Here is a 26052-nt window from a genome sequence, read left to right on the forward strand (position 1 = left end):
TATCCCGGGGGCGGCTACGCCAGGAGCGGGGCGAGCTCGGAGGCGTGGTCGCGGAGGAGGTCGATCAGTTCGGCGTTCGGGTCCGCGACGCGGTCGGCGGGGCCGGTGAGGGCCAGGCCCGCGACCAGGCGCCCGTCGCCCGGCGCGCGGATGGCGACGGCGAGGCAGCCGAGGGCCGCGTGGAACTCCCCGCACTGGCGCGCGACGCCGGACTCGCGCACCTCGGCGAGCGCCGCGCGCAGGCGCTCCCGGTCGACGGTCGTGTGCGGGGTCAGGCGGGTCAGGGGGCCGTCGGGGAGGTCGTGCTCGGCGAGCAGGAGGCGCCCGAGACCGCTCGCGTGCAGGTGGCGGGAGAGCTCGTCGGCGTCGGTCGGGGGGTGGTCGGGGTCCGGGTCGAGGAACTGCAGGCGGTGGCGGTCGAACGCGACGAGGTGCGCGCCCCACCGCACGCGTTCGCGCAGGCGGCGCATCACCGTCCGCGCGGCCGTGGGTGTCGCGAGCGGGAGCGGGGCGAGGTTCGCGCTGCGCCGGCCCAGGGCGAAGCCGCCGAGGTCGGGCAGGCGCACGAGGTACTCCTCGGCGACGAGCAGGTTGAGCAGCCGGTAGGTCGTCGCCGGCGGGATGCGCAGCGCCGTCGAGATCTCCTTGGCCGTGATCCCGACGCCCGCGGCCGCGACCTCCTCGAGGATGAGCAGCGCGCTGCGCACCGCCTGGGGCTGGCGACCGCTGATCGGCGAGGTCACCGCGGACCGGCGGTCAGCACGTCGGCGGTGGTCGTCTCGTCGTACACGCCCATCGCGCGCAGGGCGGCGCCGCGGCGCCGGCGGAGCACGAACCACCCGCCGACCCCGACGGCGACGAGCGCGGCCACGGTGATCAGCAGCCCGGTGCCCGCGTGCACCAGGACCACGACGACGATGGCGACGAGCGCCGCGGACGCGAGCACCGCGGCCACCACGATCCCGCGGGTGAGCTCGCCGATCCGGGCGAGGAAGCGGGGCGCGGCGACGCAGACGAGCAGGTAGGCCGCGAGGAAGCCCAGGGTCGCGACGGACACCAGCGCACCGAACACCGTCGCGGGCGGCACCCCGGCGAGCGTGCCGACCACCACGATCGCCGCCAGCACCGGCACGGAGACCGTCACGGCCACCGCGGGCGTGAGGTGGCGACGGTGCGTCCGCCCCAGCACCGCCGGCGCCACGCCCTCGCGGGCCAGCGAGAACAGCACGCGCACCAGCGTGTTCAGCGCCGCCAGCGCGCACGCGCCGAACGAGGCGACGATGCCGAGGTCCATGAGCACCGAGGCCCAGCTGAGGTCCTCGGACGGCGCCCCCGTCGGCGGGCTCGTCGCCCCCTCGGTCGCGCCGGGCGCAGCCAGGACGACGAGGGTCGCGACGAGGTAGAGCACCGCGGTGACCGCCGCCGTGGCGACGATCGCGCGCGGCACCGACGCGAACGGCCGCCGCGCCTCCACGCCGAGCGAGGCGGCGCTGTCGAACCCGATGAACGCGGCCAGCGCCGGGAGCACGCCCACCGCGATGCCGCCGGCACCGCCGCCGACCGGCAGCGCCGGCACGGTCGGCGCGGTCGTCAGCGCGAGGGCGACGAGCACCAGCAGGATCAGGCCGATCGACGCGGCCTCGATCACCAGCATCACCCGCCCGGCCAGGCGCACGCCGCGGATCGCGCACACCGCCGCCGTGACCGCGAGGACGACGACGAGGACGACGCCCGCCCCGGACGCGACCGTGGAGCTCCCCGACACCAGCCGCGCCACCAGCGCCCCGCCGTACCAGGACGCCCCGGCGAGCGCGACGGCGACGAGCACCCCGTAGCCGACGATCATCGCCACCGCGCACGCGTACGCCCCGCCGGCGCCGAGGCCCTTGGCGGTGAAGCTGTACAGCCCGCCGGCCGCCGCCATCCGCCGCGCGAACGCGGTGATGCACGCGGCGACCAGGCCGACGACGACCCCGGCGATCGCGAACGACCACGGCGCGCCGCGGCCGGCGACGGCGATGACGAGCAGCGGCGTCGAGGCCATCGCGCCGGCCGGGGCGGTGGTCGCGACCGACTGCGCGAACACCCCGAGCGGGCGCAGCGCGCGGCGGTGCAGGCCGGCGACGGGCGAGCGCGTCCGCAGCCCGGGAATCCGCGACATGCCTGGCACGAGCGACACCGTAGAGCCCCGGACGTCGCGAGCGAAGGGCCGCGCCACGCCGAACGAGAATCGGACACGGTGCATTCTCGTTCGACCCGGAGAAATGTCGCCCCGTTCTCCGTTCGGAGAATCGTCCGGGGCGTGCCGCGACCAACTGAGAGCGCGGATCTCATTCTGCCCCGTGCAGCTCAACGAGGGGTTGACCCCGCGGGAACGGCTCCGCAAACGTGACCCGCGACATTCTCCTCGGTCCCCGTCCACCATTTCCCGGGAGTCGCCATGGCCGCACCGGCCGAATCCGCCCCGCCGGCGTCACGTCTGTCCGGCACCCTCGGGGTGGGCTCCATCGTCTTCATGGTCATCGCGGCCGCCGCGCCGCTGACCGTCATCGCCGGCACCATCCCGCTGGGCGTCGGCGCCGGGAACGGCGCCGCGTTCCCCGCCACGTTCGTGCTGTGCGCCGCCGTGCTCCTGCTGTTCGCGGTCGGCTTCTGCGCGATGAGCCCGCACGTCCCCGACGCGGGCGCCTTCTTCACCTACATCCGCCACGGCCTGGGCCGCCCCCTCGGGCTCGGTGCCGCGTTCCTCGCCCTCGCCACGTACACCGCGGTCCAGGCCGCGGTCTACGGCTACATCGGCGCGGCGATCGACGAGCTCGTCGCGAGCCTGGGCGGCCCCAGCGTGCCGTGGTGGGTGTGGACGCTCGCGGTCGTCGCGATCGTCGGCGTCCTCGGCTACCGCCACATCGAGCTCTCCAGCCGCGTGCTCGGGGTGCTGCTGCTCGCCGAGATCGCGATCGTGCTGGTCCTCGACGTCGTGGTCGTCGCCGGCGGCGGCGGCCCGGAGGGGCTGTCGACCGCGCTGTTCGACCCCGTGCAGATCGTCAGCGGCGAGGTCGGCATCGCGATCATGTTCGCGATCGCGAGCTTCATCGGCTTCGAGGCCACGGCGGTGTTCCGCGACGAGGCGCGCGACCCGCAGCGCACCATCCCGCGCGCCACCTACCTCGCGCTCGTCGTCGTCGGCGTCTTCTACGCGGTGTCGACCTGGGCGATCGTCTCCGCCTGGGGCGACGTGGCCGCCGTCGCCGAGTCCGGCGCGAACCCCGCCACGTTCCTGCTCACGACCTTCGAGAACTGGCTCGGCCCGGCCGGCGGGCTCATCGTGACGATCCTGCTGGTCACCAGCCTGTTCGCCGCGATCCTCGCGTTCCACAACGTCGCCGCGCGCTACTGGTACGCCCTCGGCGGCCACGGCGCGTTCCCCGGTGCGGTGGCCCGCACCCACGCCCGTCACGGCTCGCCGCACGTCGCGTCGCTGACGCAGACGATCCTCGCGGCGGCGCTCGTCATCGTGTTCGCCGTCGCCGGGCTCGACCCGGTCGCCCAGGTCTTCGCCTGGATGGCCGGCACCGCGACGCTCGGCATCCTCCTGCTGATGGTGCTGACCTGCGTCGCCGTGCTCGCCTTCTTCGCCCGCAGCCGCGTCGACCGGCGCGTGTGGCACACCCGCATCGCGCCGGCTTTGGGCCTTGTGGGCCTGCTCGTCTGCCTCGCGCTGACCATCCGCAACTTCCCGACGCTCATCGGCGGCTCGACCGGGCTCGCCCTCGCCATCGGGGCCGTGCTCGTCGTCGTGTTCGTCGCCGGGGTGGTCGTCGCCCTCGTCCGGCGCCCGACCGAGCCCCTGACCGCGACGACGCCCGGCGAGGTCCGCGAGGACACGCCGCGCGAGAACGCCTGACCGGCCCCTCGGGCCCCGCACACAGAGAGGATCGACCGTGACCGCCACGGCACCCACCACGTCCACCGACGTCGACCCCGGCGCCGCCGCGTCCCACCCGCTCGACCTGCCCACGCCCGGCGAGTTCACCGCCGTGCGCGAGGTGCTCGCGGACGCCGGGATGCTCGGCGACTCCGTGCGCTACTGCTTCGCCGGCCTCGAGGAGCCCGCCAAGGCCGAGGTCCTCGCGCACACCGACGGCGACCGCGTCGACCGGCGCTTCCGCGTCCTGCTGCTCGACATGAGCGGGGCCCCGTCGAAGGACGTCGTCGTCTCGGCCTCGCGCCGCGAGATCGACTCGGCGGTCGAGCTCGACCCGGCCACCAGCGGCCAGCTGCCGATCATCGACTCCGAGTTCGAGATCATGGAGGAGATCGTCAACGGCTCCACCGAGTGGTGCGACGCGCTGCGCCGGCGCGGGATCGACCCCGCGACGGTGCGGGCCGTGCCGCTCTCGGCGGGCGCGTACTACCCGGAGGAGACCGGCCACCGCATGGCGCGGGTGCTCGGCTTCCGCCAGGACCACGAGAAGGACTCGCCCTGGGCCCACCCCGTGGACGGCGTCGTCGCCTACGTCGACCTCACCCGCCGCGAGGTCACGCGGGTGATCGACCACGCGGTGATCCCGGTGCCCGACGAGCCGGGCAACTTCGACGACCCCGAGCAGGTCGGGCCGCAGCGCACCACGCTCAAGCCCATCGAGATCACGCAGCCCGAGGGCGTCAGCTTCGTCGTCGAGGGCAACCGCGTCCGCTGGGAGGGGTGGGACCTGCGCGTCGGGTTCAACGAGCGCGAGGGCCTGACCCTGCACCAGATCGGCATCCACGGCCGCCCCGTGATCTACCGGGCGTCGATCGCCGAGATGGTCGTGCCCTACGCCGACCCGTCGCCGGTGCGCTTCTGGCAGAACTACTTCGACTGCGGCGAGTACATGTTCGCCCGCTACGCCAACTCCCTCGAGCTCGGCTGCGACTGCCTCGGCGAGATCCACTACATGGACGTCACGGTGGCCGACGACGACGGCTCGCCGCGCACCATCACCAACGCGATCTGCCTGCACGAGGAGGACTACGGCGTCCTCTGGAAGCACTTCGACCTGTTCACCAACGCGCAGGAGACCCGCCGCCAGCGCCGCATGGTGATCTCGTTCTTCACCACCATCGGCAACTACGACTACGGGTTCTACTGGTACCTCTACCTCGACGGCACGATCGAGTGCGAGTCGAAGCTGACGGGCATCCCGTTCACCTCGGGCATGCCCGACGGCGAGCACCCGTACGCCACCGAGGCCGCCCCCGGGCTGGGGCTGCCGTACCACCAGCACCTGTTCTCGGCGCGGCTGGACATGATGGTCGACGGCACCGCCAACGCCGTCGAGGAGGTCGAGGCCGTCGCCGCGCCGATCTCCGACGCCAACCCCTGGGGCAACGCGTTCACCGAGTCGCGCACGCGGCTGGCCCGCGAGTCCGAGGCGGGCCGCACGGCGAGCCCCGGCACCTCCCGGAACTGGCAGATCGTGAACCCGGGCTCGACCAACCGGTTCGGGAAGCCGGTGGCGTACGCGCTGCAGGCCGAGGGGCGCCCGACGCTCATCGCGGACTCCTCGTCGGTGATCGCGGGCCGCGCGGCCTTCGCGACCCGTCACCTGTGGGTCACCGCCTACGACGCCGACGAGCGCTATCCCGCCGGCGACTTCGTCAACCAGCACGAGGGCGGGGCGGGCCTCCCGTCCTGGATCGCGGCCGACCGGTCCCTCGACGAGGGCGGGCAGGGCGCCGACGTCGTCCTCTGGCACACCTTCGGGCTCACGCACGTGCCGCGCCCCGAGGACTGGCCGATCATGCCCGTCGACTACGCCGGCTTCCGGCTGATGCCCGTCGGGTTCTTCGACCGCAACCCCACGCTGGACGTGCCCCCGTCGTCGAACGGGCACTGCCACAGCTAGGACGTGTTACTGGCTGGTATCGCTCGGTGGGCGAGCGATACCAGCCAGTAATCGTTGCCGCCGGGGTCAGGTGCGCCGGCCCCGCAGGGTCATCCAGAGCACCGCGGTGCCGACGCCGACCGCGCCGATGACGAGCACCCAGCGCGGGTCGACGCTCGCGAGGGCGCCGGTGAGGGCGAGGACCGCGATGACGATCGCGGTCAGCCCGGACACGAGGGCCAGCGGGTCGGGCCCGGAGCGTGGCGCCGGGGCGGTCCCGGTCCGCTCGTCCTCGATCACGTCCACGTCCTGGTGGATCGTGTACGGCTGGTCGGGGGTCTTGTCATCCACGGCGCACCTCCACGTCTCCGCCACCGCTGACGGCCTGCAGGTCGATCACGGGCCCGCCCGGTCCGTCCGGGCCGAGGTCGGTGACGGGGCCGGCACCGGCGCCGAGGCAGTCGGCGTCGCCGCCCCCGGACTCGCAGCTCGCGGTCACGTCGGCGTTCTGCGGCACGATCACCGTGACGTCGCCGGCCCCGCTCTGGACCTGCGTGCGCACCGGGGCCGCGCCGGCGACGAGGCCGCGCAGGTCGAGCTCCGCGTCGCCGTAGGCCGTCTCGTAGGCGGGCGCCACCGCGGTCGCGACGGCGGGCCGCCACTGCGCGTCGCCGAGGGTCTGGACCGTCCCCGGGCGCTGGTCCCACGGGGCGCCGTCGCCCCACGGTGCCCCGTCACCCCAGGGTGCGCCGCCGCGACCGTCGCCGCCCCCGTTGGCGGCGGCCACCACCACCAGCGCGAGCGGCACCGCGGCCACGATGAGGCTGCGGCCCTGGCGCCGGAAGGCGCCGACGACGAGCCCGGCGCCCACCACGGCCAGCGCGGTGCCGACGACGGCCGTCGCGCCCAGCGGCACGACGCCGAGCAGGCCGAGCCCCGCGACCAGCGCGGCGGCGACGAGCGCGGCGGCGAGGGTGACCGGCGCGAGCTTCGAGCGCGGCGGCTTCGGCTCGGGCGGGGCGGCCGGCTCGGGCAGGTCCCACGCGAACGGCGCGGCACCGAGCGGATCCCACGACGGCGGCTGCGCGGTGGCCGTCGTCTCCGTGCCGTCGGCGGGGGTGGCGTCGCCCGTGACGACGGGGCGCTGCGGGTCGCGCAGGTGCCCGCGGCTGCGGTGCAGCGCGTACACCAGCGCCAGCACCGTGACGACCCCGATGACCGTGCCGAGGTCGCCGGAGAAGGCCCCGACGACGGCGACGACACCGAGCAGCGTGCCGATGACGATCGCCCACACCGGCGTCTCGCGGCGCCCCTGCGCGTCCACCCGCGGCAGCACCAGCATGCCGGCCAGGTAGACGAGCAGGCCGAAGCCGTAGAACGCCGAGACGACGAACGCGACCCGCACCAGCGTCGGGTCGATCGCGTAGCGCCGCGCGATCGCGGCGGCCACGCCGCCGATCTTGCGGTCCTCCTTGAGACGCGCGGGTCGCGTCTCCCACATCTCGCGCAGGGTCGCGCCGACGTCGGCCCCCGCCGGCGCCCGTGACGCCGGCCCCGGACTGCTCCCCGGACTGCTCATCGCAGCTCATCCTCCTCGCTCCGGTCGATCCGGGTACCGACACTGCGGCAGCGACCGCCCCCCGGAATCCGGGAGCCACCCCGGTCCTGCCCCCGAGACGACCCCGAGGACCTCGGGGGTCGCGACCGGCCCACCGGGGGTCGGCGACGTGTGACGATGGTCGACGTGGACGAGGCGACGACCCTGCGCACCGGCACCCCGCCGGTGTCCGGGGAGACCCCTGTCCCGGCGGAGCCGCCGACCCGCCCGCGGGCGCCGGCGATCGCGCGCATCCGCCGCCGGCGCCGGGGCGCGGTGATCGCGGGCGTCAGCGGCGGGGTGGCCGACCACCTCGGCGTCGACGTCCTGCGCGTGCGCCTGGTGTTCGTGCTGCTCGTCGCGGCCGCCGGCGCGGGCTTCGCCGCCTACGCCGCGCTGTGGCTGTTCTGCCCGATCGAGCCCCGCGGTGTCGAGCGCGAGGTGTCGCCCCGCGAGCGCCGCCAGGGCTTCGGGCTCGCGACGCTCGGCGTGCTGCTCGCGTTCCTGCTCTCCGGCCTCGGCGGCCAGCTCTCCGGCTGGGTGATCGGGCCGCTGGCGGTGGTCGTGCTCGGCGTGGCGCTGGTGTGGCGCGAGGCCGACACCGGCGGCTCGCCCGTCGTCGGCGAAACCGGCTGGCGGTCGCGCTGGCTGGTCGGGCGCCGGCTCGGGCTGCTGCGCCTGCTCGCCGGCGCGCTGCTCGTGACCATGGGCATCGCGGTGTTCCTGCTCGGCAACGTCGACGTCGGGCAGGTCCAGTTCGGCGTTCTCGCCGCGCTCGCGACGCTGGCCGGCGTCGTCGTCATCACGGTGCCGTGGTGGATGCGCCTGGTCCGCGAGCTCGGCACCGAGCGCCGCGAGCGCATCCGGGGCCAGGAGCGCGCGGACATCGCGGCGCACCTGCACGACTCGGTGCTCCAGACCCTGGCGCTGATCCAGAAGCAGGCCGGCGAGGACACCGCGGGCCGCGAGGTCCGCCGGCTCGCCCGCAGCCAGGAGCGCGAACTGCGGGCGTGGCTCTACGGCCCCCCGGGCGGCGACGCCGGGCGCCCCGCGGGGTCGACCGACGCGACGCTGGCCGCCGCGCTCGCGAGCGCCGCCGGCGAGGTCGAGGACGACTACGGGGTCCGGGTGGCGCCGGTCGTCGTCGGCGACGCCGATCTCGACCCGAACACCACGGCGCTCGTCGCGGCCGCCCGCGAGGCGATGGTGAACGCCGCCAAGCACGCCGGCGTCGACGAGATCGACGTCTACGTGGAGGTCGAGCCCGACGTGGTCGAGGTCTACGTGCGCGACCGCGGCCGCGGTTTCGACCCCGACGCCGTCCCGGAGGACCGCCGCGGCCTCGCGGGCTCGGTCCGCGACCGCATGACCCGCCACGGCGGCCGCGTGCAGCTGCGCACCACGCCCGGCGAGGGCACCGAGGTCGGCCTCGTGCTGCCCCGCAGCCGCCGCGCCGCCACCCCCGTCACGCCCGCCACGCCCGTCACCGAGGAGACGCGATGACCGAGCCGTCCACCGAGACCGAGGAGCCCGTCACCGTCGTCCTCGTCGACGACCACGCGCTCTTCCGGCGCGGGGTGCGCGCCGAGCTCGAGTCGCTGGCCCGGCGCACGGTCAGCGTCGTCGGGGAGGCCGGGTCGGTGGACGAGGCCGTCGCCGTCATCGGCCACCGCAAGCCCGACGTCGTGCTGCTCGACGTGCACATGCCCGACGGCGGCGGGGCCGCGGTGCTCACCCGCACGCGCCCCGACCACCCGGAGGTCGTGTTCCTCGCGCTGTCGGTGTCCGACGCCGCCGAGGACGTCATCTCGGTGATCCGGGCGGGCGCGCGGGGCTACGTCACCAAGACGATCTCCGGTCGCGAGCTCGCCGACGCCGTCGTGCGCGTGCGGGCCGGCGACGCCGTCTTCTCGCCGCGGCTGGCCGGGTTCGTGCTCGACGCGTTCGCCGACCGTCCCGGCGCGACGGGCGTCGTCGACCCCGAGCTCGACCAGCTGACCCGCCGCGAGCGCGACGTCCTGCGCCTGCTGGCGCGGGGCTGGTCGTACAAGGAGATCGCCGCCGAGCTCGTCATCTCGGTGAAGACCGTGGAGACCCACGTGTCGAGCGTGCTGCGCAAGACCCAGTCGTCCAACCGCCACGAGCTCTCGCGCTGGGCGAGCGACCGCCGGCTCGTCTGAGGGGGCTCAGCCGTCGTCGGAGTGGTCGTCGCCGCCGTGCCCGGAGCCGTGTCCGGAGCTGTCGTCGCCGCCGTGGTCGTCGTCGCCGTGGTCGTCCTCGCCGCCCGACCCGGAGTGGTGGTCGTCGGCCGCGGGTGACGGTGCCGCCGACGTCGTCGGGGCCGCCTCCGCGAGCGGGGGGTCGAGGCGCAGGCCCGTCGAGGCGGCGCGCGGGCTGGCCCCGTCGACGCTCTCGTCGGTGTCGATCAGCCAGCGGCCGTCGGCGCCGCGGACCATGCCGAGCTCGTGCACCTCGCGGATGCGCTCGCGGCCCTCGGGCACGAAGTCGAGGGTGGCCCGGACGGTGTCGGCGTCCAGGGCGCTCGCGTCGACGACCTGCACCGACGCGATCGTCGTCCAGAACGCCTCGTAGCGCTCGAAGCCGCCGGCCTGCGACTGCAGGTTGGGGCCGAGGCGCGCCCACCCGGCGGCCTCGTTGCCGGTGACGACGCCGTAGTAGTCGCGGACCGCGGCCACCATGGCGGCCTGCGGATCCTGGGTGGCGCCGCCGGGCGCCGCGACGCTCGCCCCGTTCGAGTCCGTGCTCGACGACGACAGCAGCGCGACACCGACGACGCCGCCGGCGGCGAGCGCGACGAGCAGGACCAGCACGACGATCGCGGTGGTCGGCCGGCGGCGCGACCGCGACCGCGGGGCGACGTCCGGGGCGGGCATGCCCTGGCGGGTCGGGGGGCCGGCCGGGCCGGGTCCGCCGGATCCGGAGCCGGACCCGGGGCCGCCGGGGCCCGGCATCCACGGATCGGAGGAGTGGCGGGCCTCGGGGACCGACGGCGAGGAGCCCGGGGCGGCGGCGCCGAGCGGGACCAGGTCGGACAGCGGCGGCTCGGCGCGGCCGCCGGCGTGCGCGATGCGCCCCAGCTCCATGCGGGCCTGGGCGGCGGTCGGGCGCTCGGCGGGGTCGTCGCGCAGCAGCCGCATGAGCAGCGCCGTGAGCGGGCCGGCCTGCGACGGCGGCACGACCTTGCCGGCGGCCACCGAGTGCAGCAGGGCCAGCGCGTTGTCGTCGGCGCCGAACGGGGGCACGCCCTCGACGGCCGCGTAGAGGGTGGCGCCCAGGGAGAAGACGTCCGACGCGGAGGTCGAGTCGTCGCCGCGCGCGACCTCGGGGGCGAGGTAGGCGGGCGTGCCGGCGAGCATCCCGGTGCGGGTCAGCGTGAGGTCGCCGGTCGCGCGCGAGATGCCGAAGTCGGTGATCTTGACGGTGCCGTCGGCGCCCAGCAGCACGTTCCCCGGCTTGACGTCGCGGTGCACGATCCCGGCCTGGTGGGCGGCGTCGAGCGCGTCGGCGACCTGGCGTCCGATGCGCGCCACCGTGCGCGGCTCGAGCGTGCCCTGCTCGCCGAGCACGGCGGCGAGGCTGCGCGAGGGCAGGTACTCCATGACGAGCCACGGTTCGTCGCCTTCGATGGACGCGTCGAACACCGAGATCGCGTGCGGGTGCTGCAGGCGCGCGGCGATCCGGCCCTCGCGCAGGGTGCGCTGCCGGACCTCCTCGGCCTCCCGGTCGTCCAGGCCCGCGTGCAGGAACACCTGCTTGACCGCGACGACGCGGCCGAGACGCTCGTCGGTCCCGCGCCACACCACGCCCATCGCCCCGGAGCCGATGCGCTCCTCGAGGCGATACCGCCCGGCGACCACGCGGGGAGAGCTCACAGGCCGCTCCCCGTCGGTGTGTCCACGAGGGTCACAGTAGAGGTCCCGACCGGGTGACGACCACGCGCCCGTGGCCCGGGCACGCCGGTCAGTCGTCCCCGCCGAGAAGGCCACCCACGGTGTCACCCAGGGCGTCGGTGGTGTCCTCCACCGCGTCGCTCGTGTCGTCGACCGTGTCCGAGACAGAGTCGACGGTGTCGTCCACGGTGTCGCTCACCGAGTCCGTCGTGTCCTCCACGGCGTCGCTGGTGTCGTCGACCGTGTCCGAGACGGAGTCGACGGTGTCGTCGACGCCGTCGCTCACCCGGTCCGTGGTGTCCTCCACGGCCCGGGAGGTCGTGCGGCCGACCGCGGGGACGTCGTCGAGGGCGTCCCCGGCGGTGCGGCCGGTGTCGCGGACGGCGCCAGTGACGGTGCCGGTGGCGGGCTCGACGACCTCGTGGGCGGTGTTCCGCAGGGTGGTGCCGGTGGTCTCGCCGGTGTCACGGACGGCGCCGGTGACCGTGCCGGTGGCCGGCTGGACGACCTCGTGGGTGGTGCTGCGCAGGGTGGTCCCGAGCGTCTGCCCCGTGTTCTGCAGCAGGCCCGAGGTGGTGTTCGCGAGCGGCGCGACCACCTGGTGCTGGACGGTCCCGACCGTGGTGTCGACCGTGGTGCCGAGGGCCTCGACGGGGACGCCGAGCGGTCCGGGCAGGACCGCGGCGACCCCGGTGGTCGTGTCGCCGACGAGGTGGCCGACGCCGCCGACGAGACTGGGGTTCGACCGGGCCGAGGGGTTGTTCCCGATGGTCCCGAGGCCGCCGACCAGCCCGTCCACGGTGGTCCCGAGCCCGCCCGCGAGCCCGTCGACGGTGGTGCCGACGCCGGTGACCGTGGTGCCCAGGCCGTTCCCGGCGTTCGTGACGGTGGTGCCGAGACCGCCGGTGAGCCCGCCGACGGTGGTGCCCACGCCGCCCACGGTGGTGCCGAGGCCGGAGCCGACGTTGCCGACGGTGCCGCCGACCCCGCCGATGACGCCGGGGATCACGCCGGCGCCGCCACCGCCGCCACCGCCGCCGGGGCCGCCTCCACCGCCCGGGTTGCCGCCGCCGCCGCCACCGGGGAACCCGCCGCCGCTCGGGGCGGCGGGCGGCACGACGCCGCCTCCACCGCCCCCGCCGGCGGCACCGGGCGCACCCGCGCCCGGTGCCGCCGCGCCGGGGAGCGCGCCGCCTGCGGAGCCGGCGAGGGGGCCGCCCCGGCCCGCCGCGTCGCCGTTGCCGAGGCCGCCGTTGCCGCCGAGGCCTCCGAGGCCGAGGTCGCTGACCGAGGCGCTGAGCGCGACGCCGCCGGGGACGCCGACGCCGGTGGTGCCGAGCACCGAGCCCGGTGCCCCGGGGAGGCCGGGGACCGCCGCGACGCCGGGCGGGAGGGCCCGCGGGTCGCCCGGGTAGGGCACGTCTTCGATGGGCAGGCCCGGCAGCGGCATGCCCGCCAGGCTCGCGATGGTGCCCGCGACCAGGAACGCGCCCGTGCTCGCGCCGAGCGCGCGGCCCCGCCCGAGACGGAACGGGTTGGTGCGCCGGCGCGCCGACCGGCCGGGGGTGGGCGTCGGGCGTACCGGCGCGGCGCGGGGCGGGCGCGGGGCCCGGGTGGCGGCGGTGCGCCGCGGCTCGCGCGCCTCGACGGCCTCGAGCGCGGCGGCGAACGCGAGGGCCTCGGCGAGGTCGGTGTCGTCGGCCGGGTCGTCGGCGGTCTCCCCGGCGGCTTCCTCGACCGGCGCCTCGGCGTCGTCCGTCGTCACCACCGTCACGGCCGTCACGGCCGGTTGCGGGCCGGTCAGCCGGGCGAGGATCTCGACGACCGGGATGCCGGCGGTGTGCCGGGACTCCTCCTGCGCCGGGGCGTCGGCGAGCTGCTGGTCGTCGGCCGGACGCCGGGGCGCGGGGACGAGCTCGATCCAGTTCTCACCGGTGACCTCGGCGCCGGGGGTCACCGCCGACTCGACGCCCTCCGGGTCGACGTCGGCCGGGAGCGCGGGCGGTGGAACGGTCGGCGGGACGAGCAAGGTGCCGGTGACCTCTCCCGGGTCGTCGAACCACGCGTGCCGCCCCTCACGCTCGCTCATCTCGTCCGTGCTCCTCGTCCGTCCGCTGCGTCCGGTGTCCCCGACCGGTGACGTCGTCTCCACTCCGCGTAAGGGAATAGCTACTCCGGCGACACCGGACGGGGGAGAGGTCGTCCGGGGGACGAGTGACCATCGTTCGGGTGTGGTCGCTCAGCGGGCGAATCGTCGAGATCGACAGAACGCCGCGCTTCGTTCACGGGACAGGCGACGCGTCATGCACCGCCGGGCGCGACGCGCTGACCGTCCGGCTCAGGAACGGTCAGTGCGGGGGTGCGGCGAGGCGCTTGCGGGCGCTCTGGAGCTGGTTCGTCGCGACGAGGCCCACCCCGCCGCCGACCAGCAGCCCGATGACGTCCAGCGGGATGCCACCACCCGTGAGGAGCAGTGCGACGAGGGCGCCCAGGGCGAGCCCGCCCGCGGCCGGCAGCCGCTTGCGCGCGTCGGTCGCGAGATGCGAGGCCCCCGGGCGCTTCGAGGCCACCGACGAGATCATGAGGAGATAGCCGCCGTAGCCGACGGCGGCGAGCAGGCTGAGCACCGTGACGATCGTGGCGATCAGGTCGATGACCGTTCCCATGACACCAGCGTGCCACCACCGGCGTGTGGTCGGTGCTCACGGCGACCCCGGTGTTGCTCGGGGTCGCCCCTCAGGGTGGTCCGCTCAGCTGCTGCGGCCGGCGCGCCCGCCGAGCCGGCCCCGGCCGAGGCGCAGGAGCAGCATGCCGAGCTCGCGGCCCTCGGCGCCGAGGTCGCGGAAGCGGGCGAGCACCTGCATCTCGCGGTTGTAGACGATCCGCGGGCCGCCGGCGGCCATGCGCGCCAGGCCGATCCGCTGGGAGATCTCGGTCCGGCGCTGGATCAGCCGCAGGATCTCCGCGTCGATGCTGTCGATCTCCTCGCGCAGCGCGGGGATCTCGTCGGCGCTCGCGGGCGTGAGCGCCGGGGCCGGCGCGGGGTCGTCCTCCGCGTCGGTGGACGTGGCGGTGGCGGGGGTGGAGTCGCTGGTCGCAGCACTCACGTCGATCGTCCTCCAGGGTGTGTCCGGGTGGTCCTCGTCGACCTCGGACACGAGAACGCCCCGGGGTCCGTGGACTCCGGGGCGGCGTGGGTCGGGCGCGGCAGGCGCGTCAGATGTCCACGGGCACCGGGAGCCGGTACCCGTAGAAAAATCGAACGGTCTGCGCGTGCACGACGAACATCATGCCACCGCGCTCCCGCGGCGCCAACCGCCCGCTGTCGGAGTGCCCCGGTAGCGTGGACCGACGATGAGCACCGGTCCCGCCACCCGTCCCGCCGCGTCCGACGCCGGGTCGGGTCCCCCTGCGCGTTCGGCGGCGTCGGCCCTGTCCCGTCGGCTCGCCGCGGCCGCCGCCGGCGGGGGTGACGCGGGGGCCGGCGGGGCACTGCGCCGCGGCCCCGACAGGCCCGACCCGGCGGACGACCCGCTGCTCGAGGGCATGAACCCGCCGCAGCGCGAGGCCGTGATGCACACGGGCTCGCCGCTGCTCATCGTCGCCGGCGCCGGGTCGGGCAAGACGCGGGTGCTCACCCACCGGATCGCCTGGCAGATGCGCCACCAGAACGTCGGGCCGGGCCAGGTCATGGCCATCACGTTCACCAACAAGGCCGCCGCCGAGATGCGCGAGCGCGTCGCCGCGCTGGTGGGCCGCCGGGCGAACGCGATGTGGGTGTCGACGTTCCACTCGATGTGCGTGCGCATCCTGCGCCGCGAGTACCGCCACCTCGAGCTGAGCTCCACGTTCTCGATCTACGACGCCGACGACTCCCGGCGGCTCGTCGCGTCCGTGGCCCGCGGGCTCGACCTCGACGCGAAGAAGTACTCGCCGCGGGGCCTGCTCGCGCGCATCTCGGCGTGGAAGAACGAGCTGGTCTCGCCCGTCGAGGCCGCCGACGCCGCCACCACCGAGGCGGAGAAGCGCACGGCCGAGGTCTACACCGTCTACCAACAGCGCCTGCAGCAGTCGAACTCGCTCGACTTCGACGACCTCATCGGCCGCACGGTCGACCTGCTGACCCGCTTCCCGGACGTCGCGGAGTACTACCGGCGCCGCTTCCGCCACATCCTGGTCGACGAGTACCAGGACACCAACCACGCCCAGTACATGCTGGTCCGGGCGCTGGCGGCGGGCAGCGAGGACGGCTCGGTGAAGCCGGCGGAGCTGTGCGTGGTGGGCGACGCCGACCAGTCGATCTACGCCTTCCGCGGCGCGACCATCCGCAACATCGTCGAGTTCGAGCGCGACTACCCCGAGGCGCGCACCATCCTGCTCGAGCAGAACTACCGCTCCACCCAGCGCATCCTCACCGCCGCCAACGCCGTCATCAGCCGCAACGCCGACCGTCGCGACAAGCGGCTGTGGACCGACGCGGGCGACGGCGAGCTGGTCGTCGGCTACGTCGCGGACAACGAGCACGACGAGGCCGCGTTCGTCGCCTCGGAGATCGACCGGCTGGTCGACGCGGGCGAGGTGCGCTTCGGCGAGGTCGCGGTGTTCTACCGCACCAACGGTCAGTCGCGGGTGTTCGAGGACGTGTTCATCCGCCTCGGGCTGCCCTACAAGATCGTCGGGGGCGTGCGCTTCTACGAGCGCCGCGAGGTCCGCGACGCGATGGCCTACCTCAAGGTGCTGTCCAACCCCGAGGACACGGTCTCGCTGCGCCGCATCCTCAACGTGCCGAAGCGCGGGATCGGCGACCGCGCCGAATCGGTGGTCGCCGACGCGGCCGACCGCGAGCGCATCACCTTCGCCGCCGCCCTGCGCCGCGCCGCCGCGGGCGAGGTCCACGGGCTCGCCACCCGCTCGCAGCGCAACATCGCCGACTTCGTCGAGATGATGGACGGGCTCGCCGCCCTGCTCGTCGAGGGCGCCCCGGTCGACGAGGTGCTCGAGGCGATCCTCGACCGCTCGGGCTACCGCGCCGAGCTCGAGGGCTCGGAGGACCCGCAGGAGCAGTCGCGCCTGGAGAACCTCCAGGAGCTCGTCAGCGTGGCCCGCGAGTTCGTGCAGGACGCGCGGAACGCGGAGGGGCTGGAGGGGGACGACGAGACGCCGGCGGCGGGCACGGACGGCGTGCCCGAGCCCGGCTCGCTCGAGGCGTTCCTGGAGCGGGTGTCGCTGGTGGCCGACGCCGACTCGATCCCCGACGGCGGCGACGGCGTCGTCACCCTGATGACGCTGCACACGGCGAAGGGCCTCGAGTTCCCCGTCGTGTTCGCCACCGGGTGGGAGGACGGCGTCTTCCCGCACTCGCGCGCGCTGGCCGACCCGGCGGAGCTCTCCGAGGAGCGCCGCCTGGCCTACGTCGGCATCACCCGCGCGCAGAAGCGGCTGTACCTCTCGCGCGCGGTGATGCGCTCGGCGTTCGGGCAGCCGCAGGCCAACCCGCCGTCGCGGTTCCTCGACGAGGTCCCCGCCGACGTGTGGGAGTGGCGCCGCGTGGAGCCCAGCTCCGAGCGCTCCTCGCCGGTCGGGCGCACCCGGTTCGGCTCCGGGCGCTGGGCGAGCCCCGGCACCGACCTGTCGGGCCGCTCCTCGCGCCCGTCGCCGATGCGCCCGGACTGGAAGGAGGCGCCGACCATCTCGCTCGAGGTCGGCGACCGCGTCAGTCACGACAAGTACGGCCTCGGCACCGTGGTCACCGTCGACGGCGTCGGCTCCCGGGCCACCGCCACCATCGACTTCGGCTCCTCGGGCACCGTGCGCCTCATGCTCATCGGCGGCGTGCCGCTCACGAAGCTGTAGCCCGCGTCGCGCCGCCTCGGTGATCAGGGGCGACGCCAACCACCCCGGGCGCGCCTCGCGGTGCACGAGGACGCCCGTGATCTCCGTGGGGCGCGTGCGCGGCTCGCCGGGTTCTCGACCGAAGGGCACCGTCGGTCGGATAGATGGGCGAGGGGCACCCCTCGCCGGAACGTGCCGGCGCGCCACGGCGGCGCGAGCAGCACGTCCCGCAGGTCGGCGAGCTGTCGAGCACGCGCAGGGTGCCGCTCGCCGCGATCCCCGGTGATCGACGTGGCGTTGCGGACGTCGAGTGTCAGCGACGCCACGTCGCTGACACCGCCGCCTCCACGACGAGGGCCCCGGAGCGCGGTGCGCTTCCGGGGCCCTGGCCGTCTTACGGGGGAGCGGACTAGTCCTGTGGGGAACCCAGCGAGATGCCGCGCTCGGCGAGCCACGGCAGCGGGTTGATCTTGCGTCCGCCGTCCTCCCACACCTCGAAGTGCAGGTGCGGGCCGGTCGACTGGCCGCGGTTGCCGATCTCCGCGATCTCCTCGCCCGCGCGGACCCGCTGGCCCTCGCGGACGTAGGAGCGGTTGACGTGCCCGTAGACGTTGACCGTGCCGTCCTCGAGCTGCACCCGGACCCACTGGCCGAAGCCGCTGGCCGGGCCGGACTCGATGACGGTGCCGTCGCCCACGGAGACGATCGGCGTGCCGATCGGGCCGGCGATGTCGATGCCGCGGTGCGACGAGCCCCAGCGGGCACCGAAGCCCGAGGTGAAGCGGCCGTCGGCGGGCTTGACGAAGTCGGGGCGGGCGGCCTCGGCGGCCGCGCGGGCCGCAGCGGCCGCACGGTCGGCGGCCTTGCTCAGCGAGCCGACCTGGTGCCCGTCCTCCGCGTCGGAGGAGGACGAGGACGAGGACGCCGTCTGCGCCGTGCCGCCGGCGGCCGAGGTCACCGGCAGGACGCCCGAGGTGGCCGCGTCGAGCCCGGTCGCGCTGCCGGACGACGACGAGGAGCCCGACGACGCGGCCTCGTCGCTCCTCGTGCCGCGGTCGGCGGCGAGGGCGAGCTCGGCGGTGGTCGGGGCGTCGCCGAGGGCCTCGAGCCCGGTGAGGCTGTGGCCCGCGGTGGCGAGGGCGCCGGCCGCGACCGCGGCGACGGCGAGCCGGCCGCGCAGGGCCGACGGGCCGCGCTCGGCGGGCGGGGCCGGGCGGTGGCCGCGGCGCGGGTCGTCGTCACGACGACGGGGCTGCGGCGAGCGCTGCGGCGGGCCCGGCGCGGGACGGTGCTCGCGCGGGATGTCGCGCAGCGTCTCGTCACGGGGAACGTCGGGACGACGGTGGCCGCCGGTGGTCGGACCCTCCGGACGGCCGCGCGCGGGGCCCTGGGGTCCCGGCGGCGGCCCGGGGCGGACCCCGACCGGACGGGCGGGCAGCGGGCCGGGCTCGCGGGCGGGGGCGCCGACGAAACCGGCGGCGTCACCACCGCGACGGCCGCCGCGGGCACCGAGCCCGGGCAGTCCTCCGGCGAGGCCGGAGCCCAGGCCGGAGAAGTCGGGGAAGCGCGGTCCCGACGGGCCACCGGCACCGGCGAGAGCCGGCTGGAGGCCGAAGGAACCGAAGAGGGGCGCGGACGGCGGGCGTGGGGAGCTGTTCGCCAAGACCATCCTTCCCGCGGATCGGGGCCGGTCGCGGCGACATGAGGGCGGTGGTTCGGGGAGTGCCCTGAGGAACGTCGGGGTCGTTCCGTATGTCGTTCGTGACCTGGCCGTGATGAGGACGACCGGAAGGTAGCGATCAGGTCACGGGCTGAGCAAACAACTCGAGTGCCCCGAGCCGGTCGCTACGCCGTGCGTGCGGGCGTGCGCGCCGAGCGGTCGTCACCGGGTCGGGTGACAACCTGTCCCTCGGTCGGCGGCAGCCAGGGCGTCGCCGGGGTGGATCCCGGGGTCCCCGGACCCGCTCGGTGCGGATCGGCGGCCCACGGGCACGCCGCGGTGACCGCTCGGCGCGCCCCTGTCGTCCGGGTCACTCCGGCATCAGCCGGCGAGCGCACCCGTCCGCTCGCGGTTGCCCCGGACCGGCCGTCGGGACAGCAGCCGGGTCACCAGGTGCACGACCTCGGAGTCGATCGTCATCGACAGGTGTCCGACGTGCTCCAGCTCGATCTCGGTGACCTGCAGGTCCGGATGGGTCAGCCGGGCCGCGCGCTGCGGGATGATCAGCTGGTCCTGCCGGCTCCACACCGCCAGGAAGCGCGTGCGGCAGTCCGGGGCCGGCTCCTCGAGCTCGCGCAGCAGGTCGGAGCCCGGCTGCAGCTGCATCGGCACGCGGGTGGGCGGCAGGACGTGCGCGATGAGGCTGCCCTCGTGCGGGGTCCCGAGCGTGACGAGCGTGTCCACGCGGGCGTCGCCGCCGAGGCGCTGGACGTAGTAGCGCGCGATGAGTCCGCCCAGCGAGTGCCCGACGATGTGCACGCGGTCGGCGCCGGTGCTGGCGCAGAGGCGCTCGACGTGGTGGCCGAGGTCGCGCGCGGCGTCCCGGATGTCGCCGGTGAACGCCGTGAGGACGCTGAAGTTGATCGCGTGCACGACGCCGAACCCGCGGCGGCGCAGGGCGCGGGCGAGCAGCGCGAAGATCGACCGGTTGTCGACGATGCCGTGCACGAGCAGCACCGGCGTCGTCGAGCTCTCCATGTCCGAGACGACCAGGCTGCGCTGCGCGGGGGAGAGGGTCTCCGTGCGGTGGTGGGCGAACGTGCCCAGGGGGCGCAGCACCTCGTCGACGAGACCCCACGGGTAGAGCGACATGTGGACGGCGGTGTAGGCGACCTCGACCGCGAGCCCGCGCACCCCCCGCGGCACCCCGAAGGTGCGTGCGACGTAGCCGAGGCTCCGCCAGACGGCGCCGACGACCGCGGCGGCGGGTCGCTCCGCGGGTCCCAGCGCGTCCGCCGGCTCCGCTGCCGGCGACATGACGCCCGTCACGTCCATGAGGTGGACGTTAGGCGTTGTTCACTGGTGATTCGCCTCGGGGTGTACGCCGAACCGATCAAGATCGACCCCGAGTAGGCCCGTTCGGGCCACGCCGGAAACGATTCAGACCCCCTGCGACCTGCTCGTGTGTCCGGAGTCGCCCCCGTCGCGGCGCCCGGCGCGTCCCCGCGTGGATAGGGTCGCCCGCGCATCCGTCGGGACGTGGGCGCCCCCTGCGACAGCAGGGCGCCACGCGACCTCGCCCGGCGACCGCCGTCGGCGGCGTCCGGCGAGTTGGTGAGGAGAGTTCACGAGTGGACCTGTACGAGTACCAGGCGAAGGACCTCTTCGCCGCCCACGGGGTGCCGGTGCTGCCCGGTCGCACCGTCGACACCGCCGCGGAGGCGGAGCGGGCCGCGGAGGAGATCGGCGGCCCGGTCGTCGTCAAGGCGCAGGTGAAGACCGGTGGCCGCGGCAAGGCCGGCGGCGTCAAGCTGGCGCAGAGCCCGGCCGAGGCCAAGGAGAAGGCCGAGGGCATCCTCGGGCTCGACATCAAGGGCCACATCGTCCACCGCGTCCTGGTCACCGCGGCGAGCGACATCGCGGAGGAGTACTACTTCTCCTTCCTGCTCGACCGGTCGAACCGCACCTTCCTGGCCATGTGTTCGGCCGAGGGCGGCATGGAGATCGAGGAGCTCGCGGTCGAGCGGCCCGAGGCGCTGGCCCGGGTGCCGATCGACCCGATCGCCGGCGTCGACCGCGCCAAGGCCGACGAGATCGTCAAGCAGGGCAAGCTGCCCGCCGAGGTCGCCGACGAGGCCGCGCAGGTCATCGTCAAGCTCTGGGACACCTTCGTCGGCGAGGACGCGACGCTGGTCGAGGTCAACCCGCTGGTGCGCGATCCCGAGAGCAAGATCGTCGCGCTCGACGGCAAGGTCACGATCGACGAGAACGCCGAGTTCCGGCACGAGGCCCACGCCCAGCTCGTCGACGAGAAGAGCCAGAACCCGCTCGAGGCCAAGGCCAAGGAGTCGAACCTCAACTACGTCAAGCTCGAGGGTGGCCAGGTCGGCATCATCGGCAACGGCGCCGGGCTGGTCATGTCGACCCTCGACGTCGTGGCGTACGCCGGCGAGCAGCACGGCGGCATGAAGCCCGCCAACTTCCTGGACATCGGCGGCGGCGCGTCGGCCGAGGTCATGGCGGCCGGGCTCGACGTCATCCTCGGTGACGACGACGTGCGCAGCGTCTTCGTCAACGTCTTCGGCGGCATCACCGCGTGCGACGCGGTGGCGAACGGCATCGTCGAGGCGCTGAAGATCCTCGGTGACAACGCGACCAAGCCGCTCGTCGTCCGGCTGGACGGCAACAACGTCGACGAGGGCCGCCGGATCCTCGCCGAGGCGAACCACCCGCTGGTCACCGTGGTGGACACGATGGACGACGCGGCCGCGAAGGCCGCCGAGCTCGCCGCGAAGGCTGGTGCCTGAGAGATGTCGATCTTCCTCAACGAGAACAGCAAGGTCATCGTCCAGGGCCTCACCGGCTCGGAGGGCATGAAGCACGGCCGCAAGATGCTGGCCGCGGGCACGCAGCTCGTCGGCGGCGTCAACGCCCGCAAGGCCGGCACGAGCGTCGAGATCGACGGCACGAACGTGCCGGTGTTCGGCGGCGTCGAGGAGGCCATGAAGGAGACCGGGGCGGACGTCTCGGTGCTCTTCGTGCCGCCGAAGTTCGCCAAGGACGCGGCCATCGAGGCCATCGACGCCGGCATCGGCCTGGCCGTCGTGATCACCGAGGGCATCCCGGTGCACGACTCGGCGTGGTTCTGGGCCCACGCCACCGCGAACGGCAACCGCACCCGCATCATCGGGCCGAACTGCCCCGGGATCATCTCGCCCGGGAAGTCGCTCGCGGGCATCATCCCGGCGAACATCTCGGGCCCCGGCAAGATGGGCCTCGTGTCGAAGTCCGGCACGCTGACCTACCAGATGATGTACGAGCTGCGGGACATCGGTTTCTCGACCGGCATCGGCATCGGCGGCGACCCGATCATCGGCACCACGCACATCGACGCCCTCGAGGCGTTCGAGGCGGACCCCGAGACCGAGGCGATCGTGATGATCGGCGAGATCGGTGGTGACGCCGAGGAGCGCGCCGCGGACTACATCAAGGCCAATGTGACCAAGCCCGTCGTCGGCTACGTTGCGGGGTTCACGGCCCCCGAGGGCAAGACGATGGGCCACGCCGGCGCCATCGTCTCGGGCTCCGCGGGGACCGCACAGGCCAAGAAGGAGGCGCTCGAGGCCGCCGGGGTGAAGGTGGGCAAGACTCCCACCGAGACCGCCGACCTCGCGCGCTCGCTGGTCAGCGGCTGACACCCTGCCGTCCCAGCCGACGCCGCCGTCCCCGGGAGGACACCTCATGAGCTCACCGACCCAGGGCCCGCCCCCGGGCGGCCCGTCCGGCCAGCGGCCGGGCCAGGCGGCGTCCGGCCCGGGGGGCTGGGGCGCCGGCGGCGGCTCGTACGGGGCGCCCGGTTCTCCGGGTGGTGCTCCGTACGGGGGGTCCTCCTGGGCCGGCGCCGGCCAGCAGCAGCCCTACGGGGGTCAGGGGTACGGCGGCCAGCAGGCGCCGGGCCAGCAGCCCTTGGGCCAGCAGCCCTCGGGCCAGCCGGGTCAGGCGGCCGGCTGGGGCCAGGGGTCGAGCCAGGGCTGGGGGCAGGGCGCGTCCGCCTCGCCCCCGGCCCCGCCGAGCACCGGCGGCTTCCCCGCGGCCACGACGACGATCACGGCCACGCCGGACTCCGGCGGGTCGGGCGGCGGGGCCCGCCCGGTCGCGTCGGGCTCGGGCTCGGGTGCCGAGCGCGGTGTCGCGCTGGGCGCCGGGGTCCTCGCCCTGCTGGCGTACATCCTGACGTTCTTCGGTTCCGCCGAGGCGTCGGGCGTGGCGTCCGACCTCAGCGCGGCCTTCGGCTCGCTGTTCTACATGCCGCTGGTGCTCGCCGGCGGCCTGCTCACCGCGGCGTCGCTGCTGCCCCGCAGCCCGAACACGCTCGTGCCCGGCGCGGTCGTCGGTGTCACGGGCGCGCTGGCGATGCTGCCGCTGCTCGCGTACGCCGACGCGCTGCTCGTCGTGCAGGTGGTGCTCGCGGTGCTGGCCGCGGTCGCCGCCGTCGTCGCCGCGCTCTTCGGCACCGGCGTGATCAGCGCCCCGGCCGCCCGGCCCGCGTCGTCGGGCTTCGGCGCGCCGGGTGCGCCGGCTGGTGCACCGGCTCCGCAGCAGACGCCGGCCGGCCCGTGGGGCGGGCCGGCGGGACCGCCGTCGGGCGGGATGCCGGCGCCGGGCGCGGCGCCCGGGGCCCCGCAGCAGCCGAACTACGGTGCGCCGGGTTCGCACACCGGTCCGGGGTCCGGGCAGTTCGCGGCGCCGCGTGGCCAGGCCGGTCAGCAGGCCGGTCAGCAGGCCGGTCAGCAGGCCGGGCAGCAGGGCGGGCAGCAGTCGGGGCCGCCGTCCGGTCCGTTCGGGGCCGGGTACGGCTCGGCGTCGACCACCCAGGTCGTGCCCTCCGCGACGGCCGCCGGCCAGGGCGGCGACGCCTCCCGGGACGAGACGACGCCGAGTGCGACCGGTGCTGCCACCGGCTCGTCGGGGCCGCTGGGCACGCCCGGCTCCCCGGACGCGGCGGGCACGAGCGGTGCGGGCGCCGGTCCGGCGTCCGGGTTCAGCACCTACGGCTCGGGCGACGCGGCCGGCGGCTCCGGCGACGGCCCGAGCACCCCGCCGCAGGGCAACCCGCAGGGGCCGTCGTCCACCCCGGGCTACGGCATCCCCTCCACCGGCTGGGGCGCTCCGTCGAACTCCGGCTCGGCCGGCGGCTCGGCGCCGTCGAACGGCCCGGTCGCCCCGCCGCCCGGCGGCGAGCGCCGCGGTGCGCACGAGTCCGGCGAGGACCCGGGTCGCCCGCCCTCGGAGAACGCGTCCGCTGACGACCGGCGTGGCGAGTGGGGCTCGCCGCGCTGACCCTCCTCGCGAGGTGATCAGGAGAGCGGTATCCACCTCGCAGTGCCATGCGAGGTGCATGGCGCTCTCCTGATCACGCCGGCGTCGCCGCGCCCGGCGTGTCGCGCACCGAGTCGATGCGGCCCGGCGTGTCGCGCACCGAGCCTGTGGCGATCCTGGCCCTATCGGCGTGCTCAATTGGATTGCCAGCAAGATGCCGCATCGCTCGCACTCCCCGTGATCGTGGCGCCTTTCCTGACGCCCAGTGTCAGCGTGGCCCCCACGCTGCAACACCCCGCCACGCCCGCCGCGCCCGCCCCGCCCGCCGCGCCCGCCCCGCCCGCCGCGCCCGCCGCCCCTGTCGCCCGGGGCGCGGCGTGGCGGCGCGGACCTGCGGCCGGGGTTTGACAGGGTCGGGAGCCGTGAGCGCCCCGACCAGCCAGTCCCCGCGACGCGGCGGTCGCGGGACCCGCGCGGACGTCGCTCCTCCGGGCCCGCCCGGCTGGCTGCCGGTGCTCGCGCGCGTGGCGCTCCTGCCGCCGCTGACCCTCTACGGCGTGGCGGTCGTGCTCGCCGGGGTGATCGCCGCGCTCGCGTCGGGCACGACGCCCGGCGGTGAGCCCGGGCTCGGGCAGGCGCTCGCCGTGGGGATACCGCTCTGGCTCGTCGCGCACCTGGTCCCGCTGCAGGTCACCGGCGTGCCGCTGGGCATGCTGCCCCTCGCGCCCGCCCTGCTGCTCGCGGTGCTGGTCGCGGCCGTGGCGCGCGGCGCGGTCACCCGCCTGGAGCGACGCGCCGACGGGCGGACCGCCGGCCTGCTGCACGGGGTCGGGGTGCCGGTGGTCGCCACGGCCGCGGCGGCGCACGCGGTGATCGGCGTGCTCGCGGCCGCCCTGCTCACCCCGGAGACCGTCGTCGACGCGTCGCCCGGGCTCGCCGGCGTCGTGTGCGGGCTGCTCGCCGGTCTCGCCGCGACGGCCGGTGTCGCGCGCCCGTGCGGCCTGCTCGCGCTGCCCCGCCGCCTGCCCGCCTGGGCGCGCCAGGGGCTGCAGGGCGGCCTGCTGGCGACGACGGCGCTGCTCACGGCGGGCGCGGGGCTGCTGCTCGCCGCCCTGCTCGCGGACGTGGGCGCGGTGCGCGGCGTGCTCGCCGACATCGCCCCCGAGGCCGGCAGCGGCGCGGGGCTCACCCTGCTGACGCTCGCGTACCTGCCGAACGCGGTCGTGGCCGCGGCGGCGTGGCTCGTGGGGCCCGGGGTGTCGATCGGGGCGGCGTCGGCGACCCCGACCGCGATCACCTCGGGCCTGCTGCCGCCCGTGCCGCTGGCGGCGCTGCTGCCGCAGAGCCCGCCGCCGACCTGGGCCGGGCTCGCGTTCGCCGTGCCGCTCGCCGTCGGGAGCATCGTGGGCTGGCGCCTCGCCCCGACCGCCGGCGACGCCCCGACGCGCGCCCGCTCCACCGTCACCGCTGCGCTCGCCGCGGCCGTGCTCCTCGGCTTCGCCGCGTCGCTGTCCGGCGGGCGTCTCGGGGCGGGCCCGTTCGACCCGGTCGAGGTGCCGGCCCTCCCCGTCGCCCTGGCGGTGCTGGGCTGGGTGCTCGTGCCCGGGCTGGTCGTCGCGCTGCTCGCCGTCCCGCTGGGCACCGCGCCCGGACGCACCCGCCGCCGACCGGCCACGAAGGTCGAGAAGACCGAGAAGTTCGACAAGACCGCGAAGACCGAGACGGCGGAGAAGGCCGACACGACCGCGACGACCGAGACCCCCGAGGACACCCCCGAGGAGGACGACGACCCGGGCGACGGACCGGAGCCCTCGTCCGGGGAGGCGACCGAGGGCGTCCGACCTGGTGGGGAGCCGCGCGGTTAAC

At 75.5% G+C, this 26052-nt stretch carries 19 protein-coding genes; 9 read left to right on the forward strand and 10 right to left on the reverse strand.

Annotated elements, in window-relative coordinates; translation table 11 throughout:
- Positions 1–14 precede the first annotated feature (14 nt).
- Together WCD58_RS13620 and WCD58_RS13625 are read right to left on the reverse strand one after the other, a co-directional pair.
- Positions 15–743 carry an IclR family transcriptional regulator gene (locus WCD58_RS13620; protein WP_337703585.1) on the reverse strand — a complete coding sequence of 243 codons (729 nt, stop codon included), beginning with the start codon at positions 741–743 and terminating at the stop codon, positions 15–17.
- Complete coding sequence (locus WCD58_RS13625) at positions 740–2161, reverse strand: APC family permease (RefSeq protein WP_337703905.1); 1422 nt, start codon at positions 2159–2161, stop codon at positions 740–742. The genes WCD58_RS13620 and WCD58_RS13625 overlap by 4 nt, the downstream gene beginning before the upstream one ends.
- Before the next feature lie 279 nt (positions 2162–2440).
- On the opposite strand from WCD58_RS13625, the gene WCD58_RS13630 reads away from it, so the two are divergent.
- Both WCD58_RS13630 and WCD58_RS13635 read left to right on the forward strand, forming a co-directional pair.
- Positions 2441–3904 (forward strand): APC family permease, encoded by a 1464-nt coding sequence (locus tag WCD58_RS13630; protein ID WP_337703586.1) that lies wholly within the window; start codon positions 2441–2443, stop codon positions 3902–3904.
- 37 nt (positions 3905–3941) lie between these two features.
- Positions 3942–5888, forward strand: a complete 1947-nt coding sequence (locus tag WCD58_RS13635) for a primary-amine oxidase (RefSeq protein ID WP_337703587.1) — start codon at positions 3942–3944, stop codon at positions 5886–5888.
- A 66-nt stretch (positions 5889–5954) separates the two neighbouring features.
- Here WCD58_RS13635 and WCD58_RS13640 read toward each other — a convergent pair whose 3' ends face one another.
- Both WCD58_RS13640 and WCD58_RS13645 read right to left on the reverse strand, forming a co-directional pair.
- Positions 5955–6218, reverse strand: coding sequence for a hypothetical protein (locus WCD58_RS13640; RefSeq protein WP_337703588.1), 264 nt, complete (start codon positions 6216–6218; stop codon positions 5955–5957).
- Positions 6211–7446 (reverse strand): PspC domain-containing protein, encoded by a 1236-nt coding sequence (locus WCD58_RS13645; protein ID WP_337703589.1) that lies wholly within the window; start codon positions 7444–7446, stop codon positions 6211–6213. Before WCD58_RS13645 ends, WCD58_RS13640 begins: the two co-directional genes overlap by 8 nt.
- A gap of 156 nt (positions 7447–7602) precedes the next feature.
- Between WCD58_RS13645 and WCD58_RS13650 the strand changes: the two genes are divergently transcribed.
- Positions 7603–8967 (forward strand): ATP-binding protein, encoded by a 1365-nt coding sequence (locus tag WCD58_RS13650; protein ID WP_337703590.1) that lies wholly within the window; start codon positions 7603–7605, stop codon positions 8965–8967.
- Complete coding sequence (locus WCD58_RS13655) at positions 8964–9644, forward strand: response regulator (RefSeq protein WP_337703591.1); 681 nt, start codon at positions 8964–8966, stop codon at positions 9642–9644. The genes WCD58_RS13650 and WCD58_RS13655 overlap by 4 nt, the downstream gene beginning before the upstream one ends.
- Before the next feature lie 6 nt (positions 9645–9650).
- Here the strand turns inward: WCD58_RS13655 and WCD58_RS13660 are convergent, their stop codons facing one another.
- From WCD58_RS13660 to WCD58_RS13675, 4 genes are all read right to left on the reverse strand, one after another.
- Positions 9651–11357 carry a serine/threonine-protein kinase gene (locus WCD58_RS13660; RefSeq protein WP_337703592.1) on the reverse strand — a complete coding sequence of 569 codons (1707 nt, stop codon included), beginning with the start codon at positions 11355–11357 and terminating at the stop codon, positions 9651–9653.
- A gap of 88 nt (positions 11358–11445) precedes the next feature.
- Entirely contained in the window at positions 11446–13464 is a 2019-nt protein-coding gene (locus WCD58_RS13665; RefSeq protein ID WP_337703593.1) for a methyl-accepting chemotaxis protein, read from the reverse strand.
- 259 nt (positions 13465–13723) lie between these two features.
- Entirely contained in the window at positions 13724–14041 is a 318-nt protein-coding gene (locus WCD58_RS13670) for a hypothetical protein (protein ID WP_337703594.1), read from the reverse strand.
- Positions 14042–14125: 84 nt separating this feature from the next.
- Positions 14126–14482, reverse strand: coding sequence for a chorismate mutase (locus WCD58_RS13675; protein ID WP_337703595.1), 357 nt, complete (start codon positions 14480–14482; stop codon positions 14126–14128).
- A 439-nt stretch (positions 14483–14921) separates the two neighbouring features.
- Here WCD58_RS13675 and pcrA point away from each other — a divergent pair, with 439 nt between their 5' ends.
- Positions 14922–17228 (forward strand): DNA helicase PcrA, encoded by a 2307-nt coding sequence (pcrA, locus tag WCD58_RS13680; protein WP_337703906.1) that lies wholly within the window; start codon positions 14922–14924, stop codon positions 17226–17228.
- A 388-nt stretch (positions 17229–17616) separates the two neighbouring features.
- Here the strand turns inward: pcrA and WCD58_RS33655 are convergent, their stop codons facing one another.
- Both WCD58_RS33655 and WCD58_RS13690 read right to left on the reverse strand, forming a co-directional pair.
- Entirely contained in the window at positions 17617–18387 is a 771-nt protein-coding gene (locus WCD58_RS33655; protein WP_373696228.1) for a M23 family metallopeptidase, read from the reverse strand.
- Positions 18388–19248: 861 nt separating this feature from the next.
- Entirely contained in the window at positions 19249–20202 is a 954-nt protein-coding gene (locus WCD58_RS13690; protein ID WP_337703597.1) for a lipase family alpha/beta hydrolase, read from the reverse strand.
- Positions 20203–20498: 296 nt separating this feature from the next.
- Between WCD58_RS13690 and sucC the strand changes: the two genes are divergently transcribed.
- From sucC to WCD58_RS13710, 4 genes are all read left to right on the forward strand, one after another.
- Entirely contained in the window at positions 20499–21674 is a 1176-nt protein-coding gene (gene sucC / locus WCD58_RS13695; protein WP_337703598.1) for an ADP-forming succinate--CoA ligase subunit beta, read from the forward strand.
- Positions 21675–21677: 3 nt separating this feature from the next.
- A complete protein-coding gene (gene sucD, locus WCD58_RS13700) occupies positions 21678–22562 on the forward strand; it encodes a succinate--CoA ligase subunit alpha (RefSeq protein WP_337703599.1) in 885 nt (294 codons plus the stop codon).
- Positions 22563–22608: 46 nt separating this feature from the next.
- Positions 22609–24207: a DUF5336 domain-containing protein gene (locus WCD58_RS13705; protein WP_337703600.1), complete on the forward strand. Its 1599-nt coding sequence runs from the start codon at positions 22609–22611 to the stop codon at positions 24205–24207.
- Between the two features lie 401 nt (positions 24208–24608).
- Positions 24609–26051 carry a cell division protein PerM gene (locus WCD58_RS13710; RefSeq protein ID WP_337703601.1) on the forward strand — a complete coding sequence of 481 codons (1443 nt, stop codon included), beginning with the start codon at positions 24609–24611 and terminating at the stop codon, positions 26049–26051.
- Position 26052 lies beyond the last annotated feature (1 nt).

It is taken from the genome of Actinomycetospora flava (assembly GCF_037400335.1).
GTDB classification, from domain to species: Bacteria; Actinomycetota; Actinomycetes; order Mycobacteriales; family Pseudonocardiaceae; genus Actinomycetospora; species Actinomycetospora flava.

Coding starts and splice junctions, on each gene's coding strand:
- WCD58_RS13625 (WP_337703905.1), bottom strand. CDS start 2,161: ATGTCGCGGATTCCCGGGCTGCGGACGCGCTCGCCCGTCGCCGGCCTG.
- WCD58_RS13630 (WP_337703586.1), top strand. CDS start 2,441: ATGGCCGCACCGGCCGAATCCGCCCCGCCGGCGTCACGTCTGTCCGGC.
- WCD58_RS13645 (WP_337703589.1), bottom strand. CDS start 7,446: ATGAGCAGTCCGGGGAGCAGTCCGGGGCCGGCGTCACGGGCGCCGGCG.
- WCD58_RS13650 (WP_337703590.1), top strand. CDS start 7,603: ATGGTCGACGTGGACGAGGCGACGACCCTGCGCACCGGCACCCCGCCG.
- WCD58_RS13655 (WP_337703591.1), top strand. CDS start 8,964: ATGACCGAGCCGTCCACCGAGACCGAGGAGCCCGTCACCGTCGTCCTC.
- WCD58_RS13665 (WP_337703593.1), bottom strand. CDS start 13,464: ATGAGCGAGCGTGAGGGGCGGCACGCGTGGTTCGACGACCCGGGAGAG.
- WCD58_RS13670 (WP_337703594.1), bottom strand. CDS start 14,041: ATGGGAACGGTCATCGACCTGATCGCCACGATCGTCACGGTGCTCAGC.
- pcrA (WP_337703906.1), top strand. CDS start 14,922: ATGAACCCGCCGCAGCGCGAGGCCGTGATGCACACGGGCTCGCCGCTG.
- WCD58_RS13690 (WP_337703597.1), bottom strand. CDS start 20,202: ATGGACGTGACGGGCGTCATGTCGCCGGCAGCGGAGCCGGCGGACGCG.
- sucD (WP_337703599.1), top strand. CDS start 21,678: ATGTCGATCTTCCTCAACGAGAACAGCAAGGTCATCGTCCAGGGCCTC.
- WCD58_RS13705 (WP_337703600.1), top strand. CDS start 22,609: ATGAGCTCACCGACCCAGGGCCCGCCCCCGGGCGGCCCGTCCGGCCAG.